The 14854-nt window shown below is 66.9% G+C and carries 12 protein-coding genes and 3 tRNA genes; 2 read left to right on the top strand and 13 right to left on the bottom strand.

Going from position 1 to position 14854, the window contains the following annotated elements:
• Positions 1–27: 27 nt before the first annotated feature.
• Positions 28–1122, bottom strand: coding sequence for an amine dehydrogenase large subunit (locus MPE_RS06560; RefSeq protein ID WP_011828901.1), 1095 nt, complete (start codon positions 1120–1122; stop codon positions 28–30).
• 215 nt (positions 1123–1337) lie between these two features.
• Entirely contained in the window at positions 1338–1559 is a 222-nt protein-coding gene (locus MPE_RS06555; RefSeq protein ID WP_011828900.1) for a hypothetical protein, read from the bottom strand.
• A gap of 394 nt (positions 1560–1953) precedes the next feature.
• Between MPE_RS06555 and MPE_RS06550 the strand changes: the two genes are divergently transcribed.
• The gene (locus MPE_RS06550) at positions 1954–2349 is read left to right on the top strand and encodes an FKBP-type peptidyl-prolyl cis-trans isomerase (protein WP_036232172.1); all 396 of its coding nucleotides are present in this window, start codon (positions 1954–1956) and stop codon (positions 2347–2349) included.
• Positions 2350–2362: 13 nt separating this feature from the next.
• Here the strand turns inward: MPE_RS06550 and MPE_RS06545 are convergent, their stop codons facing one another.
• From MPE_RS06545 to MPE_RS06530, 4 genes are all read right to left on the bottom strand, one after another.
• Complete coding sequence (locus MPE_RS06545; protein ID WP_011828898.1) at positions 2363–3328, bottom strand: NAD(P)H-dependent flavin oxidoreductase; 966 nt, start codon at positions 3326–3328, stop codon at positions 2363–2365.
• Between the two features lie 14 nt (positions 3329–3342).
• Positions 3343–5133: an acyl-CoA dehydrogenase gene (locus tag MPE_RS06540; RefSeq protein WP_011828897.1), complete on the bottom strand. Its 1791-nt coding sequence runs from the start codon at positions 5131–5133 to the stop codon at positions 3343–3345.
• A gap of 97 nt (positions 5134–5230) precedes the next feature.
• Positions 5231–6160, bottom strand: a complete 930-nt coding sequence (locus MPE_RS06535) for an electron transfer flavoprotein subunit alpha/FixB family protein (RefSeq protein WP_011828896.1) — start codon at positions 6158–6160, stop codon at positions 5231–5233.
• A gap of 2 nt (positions 6161–6162) precedes the next feature.
• Positions 6163–6912, bottom strand: coding sequence for an electron transfer flavoprotein subunit beta/FixA family protein (locus MPE_RS06530; RefSeq protein WP_011828895.1), 750 nt, complete (start codon positions 6910–6912; stop codon positions 6163–6165).
• 203 nt (positions 6913–7115) lie between these two features.
• Between MPE_RS06530 and murI the strand changes: the two genes are divergently transcribed.
• Positions 7116–7946, top strand: coding sequence for a glutamate racemase (gene murI / locus MPE_RS06525; RefSeq protein WP_011828894.1), 831 nt, complete (start codon positions 7116–7118; stop codon positions 7944–7946).
• Between the two features lie 485 nt (positions 7947–8431).
• On the opposite strand, the gene MPE_RS06520 is transcribed toward murI, so the two are convergent.
• The 7 genes from MPE_RS06520 to MPE_RS06490 all read right to left on the bottom strand — a co-directional run bounded on the left by MPE_RS06520 (position 8432) and on the right by MPE_RS06490 (position 14847).
• Positions 8432–8505: transfer RNA gene (locus MPE_RS06520), tRNA-Cys, on the bottom strand.
• 85 nt (positions 8506–8590) lie between these two features.
• Positions 8591–8666 (bottom strand) — tRNA-Gly (locus MPE_RS06515).
• A gap of 101 nt (positions 8667–8767) precedes the next feature.
• Positions 8768–11185, bottom strand: coding sequence for an endopeptidase La (lon, locus tag MPE_RS06510; protein WP_011828893.1), 2418 nt, complete (start codon positions 11183–11185; stop codon positions 8768–8770).
• Between the two features lie 123 nt (positions 11186–11308).
• Complete coding sequence (gene clpX, locus MPE_RS06505) at positions 11309–12580, bottom strand: ATP-dependent Clp protease ATP-binding subunit ClpX (RefSeq protein WP_011828892.1); 1272 nt, start codon at positions 12578–12580, stop codon at positions 11309–11311.
• 104 nt (positions 12581–12684) lie between these two features.
• Positions 12685–13293 carry an ATP-dependent Clp endopeptidase proteolytic subunit ClpP gene (gene clpP / locus MPE_RS06500; protein WP_011828891.1) on the bottom strand — a complete coding sequence of 203 codons (609 nt, stop codon included), beginning with the start codon at positions 13291–13293 and terminating at the stop codon, positions 12685–12687.
• A 127-nt stretch (positions 13294–13420) separates the two neighbouring features.
• Positions 13421–14725 carry a trigger factor gene (gene tig / locus MPE_RS06495; RefSeq protein ID WP_011828890.1) on the bottom strand — a complete coding sequence of 435 codons (1305 nt, stop codon included), beginning with the start codon at positions 14723–14725 and terminating at the stop codon, positions 13421–13423.
• A 35-nt stretch (positions 14726–14760) separates the two neighbouring features.
• Positions 14761–14847 (bottom strand) — tRNA-Leu (locus MPE_RS06490).
• Positions 14848–14854 lie beyond the last annotated feature (7 nt).

The following is a 14854-nucleotide window of genomic DNA, read 5'->3' as shown; positions in this document are numbered from 1 at the left end:
ACGGCGACCCGAACCCGCAGACGCCGTTCACTCCGGCCAGTCGAGGCTGCCGACCGACTTGGGATACGTGACTATGCCCCAAGGCAGCTTCTTGTCGGCGATGCGCTTGGTGGGCTCCAGCGTCGTGGCATCGATCACCACCACCTCGTGCGAGCGGCCGCAGGCGATCAGGATCTGCTTGTCGTCCGGGGTGAAGGTGAAATGCCAGCAGCGCTCACCGGTCGGAATGGTCTTGATGGTCTCGTAGGTCTTGGCGTTGTAGACCTGCAGCGTCTTGCTCTTCGCATTGGCCACGAACAGGCGCTCGCCGCTACGGTCGAAGGCGAGCCCGTACGGCGTGTCGCCGGTCGGGACCGACTTGACGACCTTGTACTTGTCGTCCATCACCACCAGCGTGTTGCCGTGCTCGATGGTGGCCACATAGGACTTGCCGTCCGGCGCGCGCTTGATGCCGCGCGGCCGATCGCCATACGGCTTGACATCGACGGTCTTGACCTTCTTCCCGGTCGCGATATTGTGGACCGTGATGTTGTCATCTTCCTCGTTGGTCACGAGGATGTGCTTGCCGTCGGCAGAGAACTCGATGCCCTCGGTCTCGAGCCCCCCGCGGATGCGCCGCAGCACCTTCCCGGCCTTCAGATCCACCACGGCGACGTAAGCAGGGCTCTCATCGTCGTCATCCTTGGCCTTCTCCGCAGCCATCGCCTCCGGCGAGCCCGGCTTCGGCGGCGGTTTGCCGTCGGAGGCCGGTTCGAAGGACACGAAGGCCATGTGGCCGCGGGTCCGCACGAACTCGGGGTTCTTGCCGATCACGACGGTGCTCAGCAGCTTGCCGGTCTCGCGGTCGATCACCGAGATGTTGCCATCGGCGCGATTCGCGGTGACCAGCAGCTTGCCGTCGGCGGTGACGCCGAGGCCGCGCGGTTCCTTGCCCGGACTGCTGAACTCCTTGGTGACTTCCATCGTGGCGAGGTCGATCACCGACAGTTCGCCGTTCTGGTTGCTGACGTAAGCCAGGCCGGCTTCGCCGGCTGCCTGGGCCGGCGCTGCCTGGAGCCCGACAACCAGCGAGATCGCGAAGGCAGGCAGCAGCGTGACGCCACGCGGGCAATGGAATTTCATGCGAAAGGTCTCCTCGGTTGTCGTTCGAAACGCGGCTAGGGGCCGGCCACGCCTGCGTGGGATGCGTGACGAGCGGGAGAGTTTCCCTCAAGCCGCAAATTCGACACCCGGGAAAACTTCCCGATCTTCTGTCAGCGGCCGCGGCGATCACCATGCGGTCCGCACTTTGTGATAGGCCAATAGCCCGGCGGCCGGGGCCGGGCGCGATCGGCGGCTCAGTGCAGGGCGCAGCAGCAGACCGAGGGCGTGAGGAATTCGCGGCCCACGACGGCCCTTGCGTACAGGTAGTTGTGACGCGCGCGCTCGCTCAGCCGATCGAGGTCGACGCACCCGTGGGCGTCGCAGGGAAAGGACAGACCCCGTCCGGCGACGAACATGGAGTCGAAGCGCAGCTCATAGCTGGCGTCGGCAGCGGCAAGTGACGAGGCGGTGCTCATGATGCGGACTCCCATCTGCAATGGCAGCGACGATGTGTACAGCTTAGATGCAAGGCGGTGCCGGCGCCGTAGCTCACCACCCAAGCCGGGGGTCGGCCGCGGACTGCTGCGTCTGTAGGAAACGCGCCGACGCGCGTGCCGGTTGCCACCCTGCGCCCCCGCGGCCATGCCCCTGCTGCACGCCTCGGCGCGGTCGCCGGGGTGTGAACCGGCGTGGCGGCCGGCGACAGCCGGCCCCCGAGATCGATGTCGCGGAAGCGCAAGTGTTTGCACCGGCGCGGCGACGCGGGCATGATCCGCCGCCTCATCCCCTTGCCCGCCGGAGCTGCCCGTGACGAAACCGACCTCGAACCTCCCTGTGCTGCTGATCGGCGGCCTGCTGGCACTCGGCAGCATGGCGGCCCGGGCACAGCCGGATGCGCTGGCCGGCGCCGCCAAGGAGGCCGGCGCGGTGGTCACGCCCAGCGGTTTGGTGTACCTCTCGCTGAAGGACGGCAGCGGCGGCAGCCCGCGACCGACCGACGTGGTGAAGGTGCATTACAGCGGCAAGCTCACCGACGGTCGCGAGTTCGACAGCTCCTACAAGCGCGGCGAGCCGATCGAGTTCCCGCTCAACCGCGTGATCCCCTGCTGGACCGAGGGCGTGCAGCGCATGAAGGTCGGCGGCCGCGCCAAGCTGACCTGCCCCTCAGACATCGCCTACGGCCCCAGAGGCGCGGGCGGCGGCCTGATCCCGCCGAATGCCACGTTGGTGTTCGAGGTCGAGCTGCTGGGACTGACCGCGCGCTGAGTGCGCCGAGGGTTCAGGATGCGACGCGCGACACTGCGTCGCGGTACTCGCGCGCCAGTCGCTCGACCAGCAAGCGGGCCGGCACGACCTGCTGCACCGCGCCGATGCCCTGCCCGCAGCCCCAGATGTCCTTCCAGGCCTTTTTCGGTCCGCTGTCGTTCAGCGCCGCGCCGAAGTTCATCGCGCTCGGGTCGCTCTCGGGCAGCGCATCGGGATCGAGGCCGGCGCTGCGGATCGATCCCTTCAGGTAGTTGCCGTGCACGCCGGTGAAAAGGTTGCTGTAGACGATGTCGTCCGAGCTGCCTTCGACGATGGCCTGCTTGTAGCCGTCGACCGCGTGCGCCTCCTCGGTGGCGATGAAGGCCGAGCCGACGTAGGCGAAGTCGGCACCCATCGCACGCGCCGCGAGCACCGCACCGCCATGCGCGATGGCGCCACTGAGCGCCACCGGGCCGTCGAACCACTGGCGGATCTCCTGCACCAGCGCGAACGGACTCTTCACGCCCGCGTGACCGCCGGCACCGGCCGCCACCGCGATCAGGCCGTCGGCGCCCTTCTCGATGGCTTTGCGGGCGAAGGTGTTGTTGATCACGTCGTGCAGCACCACGCCACCCCAGGCGTGCACCGCATCGTTGATGTCGGTGCGCGCGCCGAGCGAGGTGATCACGATCGGCACCCTGTACTTCGCGCATACCGCCATGTCGTGCTCGAGGCGGTCGTTGCTCCGGTGCACGATCTGGTTGATCGCGAACGGGGCGGCCGGTCGCTCCGGATGCGCCCGGTCGTGGGCGGCCAGTGCCTCGGTGATCTCCGCCAGCCAGTCGTCGAGTTGCGCGGCCGGGCGCGCATTGAGTGCCGGCATCGAGCCGACGACACCGGCCTTGCACTGCTCGATCACGAGCCTGGGGTTGCTGATGATGAACAGCGGCGCGCCGATGATCGGCAGCGGCAGCTTCTGCAGGATCGGCGGCAGCGGCATCGAAGACCCGCCGCTCAGAACGCGTCCAGCGCCAACGCGGTGACCGAATCGGCCCCCTCGACGATGCTGTCGCGCAGGCCGGGCAGCTTGCTCAGCTGGTGCTCGGCGTAGAAGCGCGCCGTGGCCACCTTGGCGTTCATGAAGGCCACGTCATCGCCGGCCGCGGCGCGCGTCTCGGCCACCAGCAGCGCCCGGGCGAGCTGCCAGCCGGCCATCAGGCTGCCGGCCAGCAGCAGGTAGGGCACGCTGCCGGCGAACACCGCGTTCGGGCTGGCCTTGGTCTGGCCGGCGATGAAATCGACCACCTGCTCGAAGGCGGTGCGCGCGGCCGTCAGGCGCTTGAGCACCGCGCGGGCCGCAACGCTGTCGCGCGCCGCGAGCTCGGCCTCGGTGCGCGCGATCTGGGCCGCGATCGCCTTGGCCGTGCCGCCGCCATCGCGCGCGGTCTTGCGGCCCACCAGGTCGTTGGCCTGGATCGCGGTGGTGCCTTCGTAGATGGTGAGGATCTTGGCGTCGCGGTAGTACTGCGCCGCGCCGGTCTCCTCGATGTAGCCCATGCCGCCATGCACCTGCACGCCCAGGCTCGCAACCTCGACGCTCATCTCGGTGCTGTAACCCTTGACCAGCGGCACCATGAATTCGTAGAAGGCCTCGTTCTGCGCCCGCACCTCGGCATCGGGGTGGGCATGCGCCGCGTCGTAGGCGGCGGCAGCGACGATCGCCATCGCGCGGCAGCCTTCGGTGTGCGACCGCATCGTCATCAGCATGCGGCGCACGTCGGGGTGGTGGATGATCGGTGCGCTGCCGCGCACCGAGCCGTCGACCGGGCGGCTCTGCACGCGGTCCTTCGCATAGGCGACGGCCTTCTGGTAGGCGCGCTCGGCGACCGCGATGCCCTGCACTCCGACGGCATAGCGGGCCGCGTTCATCATGATGAACATGTACTCGAGGCCGCGGTTCTCCTGGCCGACCAGGTAGCCCACCGCGCCACCGTGGTCGCCGTACTGCAGCACCGCGGTCGGGCTGGCCTTGATGCCCAGCTTGTGCTCGATGCTGACGCAGTGCACGTCGTTGCGCTCGCCAAGCGAACCATCGGCCTTGACGAGGAACTTGGGCACGATGAACAGCGAGATGCCCTTCACGCCCTCCGGCGCGCCGCTGACGCGGGCCAGCACCAGATGGACGATGTTCTCGGCCATGTCGTGCTCACCGTAGGTGATGAAGATCTTGGTACCGAACAGCTTGAAGCTGCCATCAGGCTGCGGCTCGGCGCGCGTGCGCACCAGCGCGAGGTCGGAGCCGGCCTGCGGCTCGGTCAGGTTCATCGTACCGGTCCACTGGCCGGAGATCATCTTCGGGATGTAGGTCTGCTGCTGCGCCTCGGAGCCGGCGGTCAGCAGCGCCTCGATGCAGCCGTCGGTCAGCAAGGGACACAGCGCGAAGCTGAGGTTGGCGCTGTTGAGCATCTCGCCGCAGGCCGAGCCAATGGTCTTGGGCAGACCCTGCCCGCCGAAGTCGACCGAATGCTGCAGCCCCTGCCAGCCACCCTCGACGAACCCGCGGAAGGCCTCCTTGAAGCCCGGCGTCGTGGTGACACGACCGTCCTTCCAGGACGAGGGCTGCTTGTCCCCTTCCCAGTTGAGCGGCGCCACCACCCCCTCGTTGAACTTGGCGCACTCCTCGAGCACGGCCTGGGCCGTGTCGATGCCGGCGTCCTCGAAGCCAGGCAACCTGGCCACTTCCTCGAGCGCCGCGAGTTCCTGCATGCAGAACAGCATGTCCTTGACGGGGGCCTGGTAGCTCATGACGTGTCTCCTGGAAGGCCGAGCTTCTGTCGGTTCGATGAGGCACCCGGGCGCGGTCCGTCGCGTTCGGATGCCGGGGTGGGGAATGCGGTCGAGCTCAGAGCTGCCGGACCAGTTCCGGCACGGCCTCGAACAGATCGGCCTCGAGGCCGTAGTCGGCGACGCTGAAGATCGGGGCCTCGGGGTCCTTGTTGATCGCGACGATCACCTTGGAGTCCTTCATGCCCGCGAGGTGCTGGATGGCCCCGGAGATGCCGGCGGCGATGTACAGGCTGGGCGCGACGATCTTGCCGGTCTGCCCGACCTGCCAATCGTTGGGCGCGTAGCCGGCATCGACCGCCGCACGGCTGGCCCCCAACGCCGCGCCGAGCTTGTCGGCCAGCGGCGTGAGCACCTCGTTGAACTTGTCGCTGCTGCCCAGCGCCCGGCCGCCGCTGACGATGATCTTGGCCGCGGTGAGTTCGGGCCGGTCGCTCTTGGTGACTTCGCGGCCGACGAAGCGGCTGCTGCCGCCGTCGGCCACCGGCGCCACGCTCTCCACCGGCGCGCTACCACCCGTGCCCGCGGCGTCGAAGCCGGTGGTGCGCACGGTCAGGACCTTCACCTTGTCGCTGCTCTGCACCACGGCGATCGCGTTGCCGGCGTAGATGGGCCGTTCGAAGGTGTCGGGGCTGTCGACGCGGGTGACGTCGCTGACCTGCGCGACATCGAGCAGCGCTGCGACGCGCGGCGCGACGTTCTTGCCGTGGGCCGTGGCCGGGAACAGCAGGTGGCTGTAGGCGCCGGCCAGGGCCAGCACCTGCGCCGCCACGGTCTCGGCGAGTTGCTCGGCGAGCTGGGGCGCGTCGGCGTGCAGCACCTTGGTCACGCCGGCGATCTGCGCGGCCGCCTGCGCCGCCGCGGCGGCCTGGTGGCCGGCGACCAGCACGTGGATCTCGCCGCCGCATTGCAGCGCGGCGGTGACGGTGTTCAGGGTGGCGCCCTTGAGGCTGCCATGGTCGTGTTCGGCGATGACGAGAGTGGTCATGATCAGATCACCTTGGCTTCGGTCTTGAGCTTGGCCACGAGGGTGGCGACGTCGGGCACCTTGATGCCGGCGCCGCGCTTGGGCGGCTCGCTGACCTTGAGGGTCTTGAGGCGCGGAGTGACGTCGATGCCCAGGTCGGCCGGCTTGAGGACCTCGAGGGTCTTCTTCTTGGCCTTCATGATGTTGGGCAGGGTGACGTAGCGCGGCTCGTTCAGGCGCAGGTCGGTCGTGACCACCGCCGGCAGCGCGACCGAGACGGTCTCCAGGCCGCCGTCGACCTCGCGGGTGACTTGCGCCCGGCCGTCGAGGATCTCGACCTTGCTGGCGAAGGTGGCCTGGGGCCAGCCGGCGAGCGCGGCGAGCATCTGGCCGGTCTGGTTGCAGTCGTCGTCGATGGCCTGCTTGCCGAGGATGACGAGCTGAGGCTGTTCCTTGTCGGCCAGGGCCTTCAGGAGCTTGGCCACCGCCAGTGGCTGGAGCTCTTCGGTGCACTCGACGAGGATGGCGCGGTCGGCGCCGATGGCCATCGCGGTGCGCAGGGTCTCCTGGCACTGGGTGACGCCGCAGGAGACGGCGATGACCTCGCTGACCGCACCCTTCTCCTTGAGCCGGACCGCTTCTTCGACGGCAATCTCGTCGAACGGGTTCATGCTCATCTTGACGTTCGCGGTGTCCACTCCCGTGCCGTCGCTCTTCACGCGAACCTTCACGTTGTAGTCCACCACGCGCTTCACGGCGACCAGTGCCTTCATTCGATCTTCTCCGGAATTGATGCAAACCTGCGCTGCGATTCTATGGAGCCCACCTGCCCGACCCGGACGGCGCCCCGCAAAAAAGCACGATCGTTCGGTTCCGGCGGAATGATACCGATCGCCACACCGGCCAGACATGTCCGATGGCGTCAATGAAGGGCGCCGAACTGCGCGATCCGGCCACTTGCTAGACTCCCGCGCCCATGACGAACACCGCCGCGCCGCTGGACGACCGCCCCTCTGCCGCCTGCATCGGCGTGTTCGATTCCGGCGTCGGCGGGCTGTCGGTGTTGCGCGCACTGCACCGCCACCTGCCGCACTCGCGCCTGCTGTACGTCGCGGACTCGGGGTTCGCTCCGTACGGGGAGCGCGACGAAGGCTACGTGGTCGAGCGCTCGCGCGTGCTGACCACCCACCTGCTGCGCGAAGGCGCTCAGCTCATCGTGGTGGCCTGCAACACCGCCACTGCCGCGGCGGTCCGCGCGCTGCGCGAAGAGCATGCCGACGTGCAGTTCGTCGGGGTCGAACCCGGCATCAAGCCCGCTATCGCACTGAGCCGCAGCGGCCGCATCGGCGTGATGGCGACGCGCGGCACGCTGGCCAGCGACAAGTTCCGTCGGCTCGTCAGTTCGCATGCGCAGGGGGCCCAGCTCCATCTGCAGGCCTGCGCCGGTCTCGCGCACGCGATCGAGGCCGGCGATGCCAACAGCGCTGAGGTGCTGGCCCTGGTGGACCGGTACACAGCCCCACTGCGCGAGGCGGCGGTCGACACCGTGGTACTGGGCTGCACGCACTATCCGTTCGTGGCGCAGCACATCCAGCGGGCGCTCGGCGCTGGGGTTCAGCTGGTGGACACGGCCGACGCCGTGGCGCGACGCGTGCAGCAGCTCATCGTCGGCCTGCGGTCCGCCGACGTACAGGCCGCCGCCCGGCCCGCCCGGCTGTGGACCACCGGCGACCTGGCGACGCTGACACTGGTCGCAGGCCGGTGGCTGGACTTCGAGGTCGAGACGCGACAACTCCCGGCGGTCTGAGGCGAGGCACACGCGTGCGCGAAACGCCGCACGGCGGACGGCAAAGCCGCCCGCAGGGGGCTCGGTGGTGCCTCGACCCGGGATCGAACCGGGATGGACCGGTCAGGGTCCGGCGGATTTTCTTACCTGCTACGGCTTTCGCCGCCGCGCGCAGCCAGCGCTGTACGCGTTCGGGGTCTGGAGCGCGCCTTCACCATCGCTTGCGCCTTAGGTGCCCGCCGTCCGCTCTCTACACCTTCCGCCCCGGCCCGGCTGCGGCTTGGCTCGGCGTTGCCTCGCGATGCGTAACGCACCGCAGGGGGTTCTCCGAATTTGACGGGATTCATCCCGCGCGTTTCCGCGCGGGCGCTCAAATTGATTTCAAGTCCGCTGCGTCTGCCAATTTCGCCATCGAGGCCCGAGCGGATGGTAGCGCCGCACAGGAGGCCGGAAACAAAAACGCCTCGCTGGCGCGAGGCGATGAGGAAGCACAACCGTACGGAGACTGGAGGCGCGGGGCGGAGTCGAACCGCCCTGGACGGATTTGCAATCCGCTGCATAACCGCTTTGCTACCGCGCCCTGGAGTCGCACGACCACACCAGCGATCCTGACAACAAACCGCTGACGAAAAAGGGAAGCATGAGCTTCCCTTTCATCACAAGACTGGAGCGGGAAACGAGGCTCGAACTCGCGACCTCAACCTTGGCAAGGTTGCGCTCTACCAACTGAGCTATTCCCGCACACTTTTCACTGACCGTCTCGCAAGGAATCGCTTCGTTGCGAGCCTCGCAGTATAGCCGAAGCAGTGGCGGTGACGCAAGCACGCCACCGCCCCGCCGGCTCAATGCTTGATCACTTCTCCGCCGGCCGCCGGTGCCGCATCGGGCTTGGGTGTCTCGGGCTTGGGCTCCTCGTCGACCAGCGGCTGCGGCAGGGCCGTGAGTGCGACCTCCAGCACCTTGTCGATCCAGCGCACCGGCACGATCTCGAGGTGGTTCTTGACGTTCTCGGGGATGTCCTGGAGATCCTTGACGTTCTCTTCCGGGATCATCACGGTCTTGATGCCGCCACGGTGGGCCGCCAGCAGCTTTTCCTTGAGCCCGCCGATCGCCGTGACCTCGCCGCGCAGCGTGATCTCGCCGGTCATCGCGACATCCGAGCGCACCGGAATGCCGGTCAGCGCCGACACGAACGCCGTCGTCATCGCCGCACCGGCGCTCGGCCCGTCCTTCGGCGTTGCGCCATCGGGCACGTGGATGTGGATGTCGCGCTTCTCGAACAGCTCGTCCTTGATGCCCAGTCGACGGGCGCGCGAGCGCACCACCGAACGGGCCGCCTCGACCGATTCCTTCATCACGTCGCCGAGCGAACCGGTGCGGATGATGTTGCCCTTGCCGGGCATCACCGCCGCCTCGATGGTCAGCAGGTCGCCGCCGACCTCGGTCCACGCCAGACCGACCACCTGGCCGACCTGGTCTTCCTTCTCGGCACGGCCGTAGTCGAACTTGCGGACGCCCAGGAAGTCGTTGAGGTTCTCGTCGGTGACGACGACGCGGCCAGCGTACTTCTTCAGCGACAGACCCTTGACCACCTTGCGGCAGATCTTGCTGATCTCGCGTTCGAGCGAGCGCACACCGGCTTCGCGCGTGTAGTAGCGGATGATGCCGCGTAGCGCGCTCTCCGTGACGTCGAGTTCCTCTTCCTTCACGCCGTTGTTCTTGCACTGCTTGGGCAGCAGGTACTTCTGCGCGATGTTGAGCTTCTCGTCCTCGGTGTAGCCGGACAGACGGATCACCTCCATCCGGTCCAGCAGCGCCGGCGGGATGTTCATCGAGTTCGACGTGGCGATGAACATCACGTCGCTGAGGTCGAAATCGAGCTCGATGTAGTGGTCGCTGAAGGTGTGGTTCTGCTCGGGATCGAGCACTTCCAGCAGCGCCGACGACGGGTCGCCGCGGAAGTCCATGCCCAGCTTGTCGATCTCGTCGAGCAGGAACAGCGGGTTGCGCGTGCCCACCTTGGTCAGGCTCTGCAGCACCTTGCCAGGCATCGAGCCGATGTAGGTGCGGCGATGACCGCGGATCTCGGCCTCGTCGCGCACGCCACCTAGCGCCATGCGCACGAACTTGCGTCCGGTCGCGCGCGCCACGCTCTGACCGAGCGAGGTCTTGCCGACCCCCGGGGGGCCGACCAGGCACAGGATCGGCGCCTTGACCTTGTCCACGCGCGCCTGCACCGCGAGGTACTCGAGGATGCGGTCCTTGACCTTGTCGAGGCCGTAGTGGTCTTCGTTGAGCACGTCCTCGGCATTGAGCAGGTCGTGCTTGATCTTGGTCTTCTTCGCCCAGGGCAGGTTGACCAGGGTGTCGATGTAGTTGCGCACCACCGTCGCCTCGGCCGACATCGGCGACATCAGCTTGAGCTTCTTCAGCTCAGCGTCGGCCTTCTTGCGCGCGTCCTTGGGCATCTTGGCGGCGATGATCTTCTTCTCGAGCTCCTCGAGATCCGCACCTTCTTCGCCCTCGCCGAGTTCCTTCTGGATCGCCTTGACCTGCTCGTTGAGGTAGTACTCGCGCTGGCTCTTCTCCATCTGACGCTTGACGCGGCCGCGGATGCGCTTCTCGACCTGCAGGATGTCGACCTCATGCTCGAGCTGCTCGAGCAGCTTCTCGAGCCGCGCGTTCACGGAGTCGAGATCCAGGATGGCCTGCTTGTTCTCGAGCTTGAGCGGCAGGTGGGCGGCGATCGTATCGGCCAGGCGGCCGGCGTCGTCGATGCCGGCGATCGAGGTCAGGATCTCGGGCGGGATCTTCTTGTTGAGCTTGACGTACTGGTCGAACTGCTGCGTCACGGCACGACGCAGCGCCTCGACTTCCGGCGAGGCGCCCTGCTCGGGCGGGATCGGGGCCACTTCGGCGGTGAAGTACTCGCCGCTGTCGTCAATGCTGACGGTGGTGGCGCGCTGCATGCCCTCGACCAGCACCTTCACCGTGCCGTCGGGCAGCTTCAGCATCTGCAGGATGCTCGAGACGCAGCCGATGTCGAACATGTCGTCCGCCTTGGGTTCGTCCTTGCCGGCGGCCTTCTGAGCCACGAGCATGATCTGGCGGCCGGCTTCCATCGCGGCTTCCAGCGCCTTGATGGACTTGGGGCGGCCGACGAACAGCGGGATCACCATGTGAGGGAACACGACCACGTCACGCAGCGGCAACAGCGGCAGCGTGATCGGGTCGGCGGGAAGAACGGGATGTCCGGACATGGAGGCCTCTCTTTCTCAGGCTCAGATGGAGCCCGAGCGGGGAATTGCAAGAAGGGAGCCTGGGGTGGCGGCGACGGTGGCAGGCGGAGCGGTGACGGGCCAGCCTCGGATGCGCCTACGGCCTCAGGCGCTGGCCTTCTGTTCGCGGTAGACCAGCAGCGGCTTGGTGTGTTCTTCGATCGTGTGCTCGTCGAGCACGACCTTCTGGACGCCATCCATGGTGGGCAGATCGAACATGGTGTCCATCAGCGAGTGCTCCATGATCGAGCGCAGCCCGCGCGCTCCGGTCTTGCGGGCCAGCGCCTTCTGGGCGATGGCGGTCAGCGCCGACGGCCGGATCTCGAGCTCGACGCCGTCCATCGCGAACAGCTTCTGGTACTGCTTGACCAGCGCGTTCTTCGGCTCGGTGAGGATCTGCACCATCGCGTCCTCGGTCAGCTCGCCCAGCGTGGCGACCACCGGCAGGCGGCCGACCAGCTCAGGGATCAAACCGAACTTGATCAGGTCCTCGGGCTCGACTTCGCGGAACACTTCGCTGACCTTGCGTTCGGTCTTGCTCTGCACGCTGGCGCCGAAGCCGATCCCCGACTTCTCGGAGCGGTTCTGGATCACCTTCTCGAGGCCGTCGAAGGCGCCGCCGCAGATGAACAGGATGTTGGTGGTGTCGATCTGCAGGAAGTCCTGGTTCGGGTGCTTGCGGCCGCCCTGCGGCGGCACGCTGGCCATCGTGCCCTCGACGAGCTTGAGCAACGCCTGCTGCACACCCTCGCCCGACACGTCACGCGTGATGGAGGGGTTGTCGGCCTTGCGCGAGATCTTGTCGATCTCGTCGATATAGACAATGCCGCGCTGCGCGCGCTCGACCTCGTAGTTGCAGTTCTGCAGCAGCTTCTGGATGATGTTCTCGACATCCTCGCCCACGTATCCGGCCTCGGTCAGCGTGGTGGCATCGGCAATCACGAACGGCACGTTGAGCAGCCGCGCCAGCGTCTGCGCCAGCAGTGTCTTGCCGGAACCGGTGGGGCCGATCAGCAGGATGTTGCTCTTGGCGAGCTCCACGTCCTCCTTCTTGCCCACGCCCTGCACATGCTTGAGGCGCTTGTAGTGGTTGTAGACCGCGACGGCCAGCGTGCGCTTGGCCGGCTCCTGTCCGATCACGTACTGATCCAGACTGGCCTTGATCTCGCCGGGTACCGGCAGATCGCTCTTGGCTGCCTTCGCGTCCCCGCTTTCCGCGGGCACTTCGTCACGGATGATGTCGTTGCAGAGTTCGATGCACTCGTCGCAGATGAACACCGACGGGCCGGCGATGAGCTTCTTCACCTCGTGCTGACTCTTCCCGCAGAACGAGCAATACAGCACTTTTTCGCTGGAGGAGCCTTTTTTCTCGGGCATGGGACGAGCCGTCTGGGGAGTGACAAGAATGATAAGGGAAAAGAAAACGGGGCCTTGGTGTCGAAAAAGGCCCCGTTGCCCACCCAGTTACCCGGCCAGTCGGGTCAGGCGCGCTGCGCAATCACCTTGTCGATCAGGCCGTAGCCGGTGGCTTCCTCGGCCGACATGAAGTAGTCGCGCTCCGAGTCCGCGCGGATCTTCTCCAGGGGCTGGCCGGTGCGCTCGGCCAGGATGCCGTTGAGACTCTCGCGCAGCTTCAGGATCTCGCGCGCCTGGATCTCGATGTCGGTCGCCTGGCCCTGGGCCCCGCCCGAGGGCTGGTGGATCATCACGCGCGAGTTCGGCAGCGCGAAGCGCTTGCCCTTGGCGCCGGCGGCCAGCAGGAAAGCCCCCATGCTCGCCGCGATGCCCATGCACAGCGTCGACACGTCGGGCTTGATGAACTGCATGGTGTCGAAGATCGACAGACCGGCGCTGACCGAGCCGCCCGGGGAGTTGATGTACAGCGAGATGTCCTTGTCGGGGTTCTCGCTCTCCAGGAACAGCAGCTGCGCCACCACCAGATTGGCGGTCTGGTCGTTGACTGGACCGACCAGGAAGATCACGCGCTCGCGCAGCAGACGGCTGTAGATGTCGTAGGCGCGTTCGCCGCGGCCCGACTGCTCGATGACGACGGGCACCATGCCCAGATTCTGTGTTTCCAGCGCGCTCATGGCACTCCTTGATTCGACGACCTGCTTCAGATGCGGCTTGATTATGTCGCGTCAAGAGCAAGCCTCGAGAGATGGCAAGAAGGCGCCGGCCTCGCGGCACGGCGCCTTCGGAGACAGCGTTGCCGGGTCAGACCATCAACTCGTCGAACGGCAGCTGCTTGTCGCTGACCTTGGCCTTCGACAGCACGAACTCGGTGACGTTGTTCTCGACCACCAGGGCCTCGACCTCGGCCAGGCGCTGCCGGTCGCCGAAGTACCAACGGCGGACCTCCTCGGGCTTCTCGTAGCTCAGCGCCATCTCCTCGATGTGCGCCCCGATCTGCTCGCCCTTGGCCTGCAGTTGGTTCGTGCGCACCAGCTCCGCCACCACCAGGCCCAGGCGCACTCGCCGCTCGGCCTGTTCGTGGAAGATCTCGGCGGGGATCGGCGCCTTGTCGGCGTCCTTGATGCCACGCTGCTTCAGGTCGGCGCGGGCGCCCTCGATCATGCGATCGGTCTCGTTCTGCACCAGCGCCTTCGGCAGGTCGAGGTCGGCCACCTTGATCAGGGCCTCCATCACCGCCGACTTGTTGCGGGCGATCAGGCGGTTCTTGACCTCGCGCTCGAGGTTCTTGCGGATGTCGGCGCGCAGGCCTTCGAGGGTCGGGTCCTGGATCCCCAACGACTGCGCGAACGCCTCGTCGACCTCCGGCAGGTGCTGTGCCTCGATCTTGGTCAGCGTCACCAGGAAGTCAGCCTCCTTGCCGGCCACTTCCTTGCCCTGGTAGTCGTCGGGGAACTGCAGCGGGAAGGTCTTGGACTCGCCGGTCTTCATACCGCGCACCGCCTTCTCGAAGGCCTCCAGCATGCGGCCTTCGCCAAGGATGAACTGGAACCCCTCGGCCTTGCCACCGTCGAACGGCACCCCGTCGATCTTGCCCTCGAAGTCGATCGTCACGCGATCGCCGTCGACCGCGCCTTCGCTCGCCGCGCGCTGCGCGAAGGTGCGGCGCTGCTTGCGCAGGATGTCCAGCGTCTTGTCGATCGCGGCATCGGTCACCTCGGTGCTCACGCGGTCGATCTCGGTGGCCGACAGGTCGCCGATCTTCACGTCCGGATAGACCTCGAAGGTCGCGTCGAAGGCCAGCTCGCCTTCGGGTGCACCTTCCTTCTCGGAGATACGCGGCGCGCCGGCGACGCGCAGCTGCGCCTCGTTGGCGGCCTTGCTGAAGGCCTCGCCGACTTTGTCGTTCATCACCTCGTACTGGACCGAGTAGCCATAGCGTTGCGCCACCACGCTCATCGGCACCTTGCCGGGGCGGAAGCCGTCGGCCTTGACCGTCTTGGCCAGGCGCTTCAGGCGCATTTCGACCTCGTTCTTGATCGTGTCGGCCGACAGGATGAGGGTGATGCGGCGCTCGAGCTTCTCGAGGGTTTCGACGGTGACAGCCATGATCTGTACTCTCTCGCTGGACTGAAGGATGCGTGTGGTGCGCGGGGCGGGACTCGAACCCGCACACCCTTGCGGGCGTCAGGACCTAAACCTGGTGCGTCTACCAATTTCGCCACCCGCGCTGGAAAT

Source organism: Methylibium petroleiphilum PM1, assembly GCF_000015725.1.
Classification (GTDB): Bacteria; Pseudomonadota; Gammaproteobacteria; order Burkholderiales; family Burkholderiaceae_C; genus Methylibium; species Methylibium petroleiphilum.
This window is presented reverse-complemented; position numbering and strand designations above follow the sequence as displayed.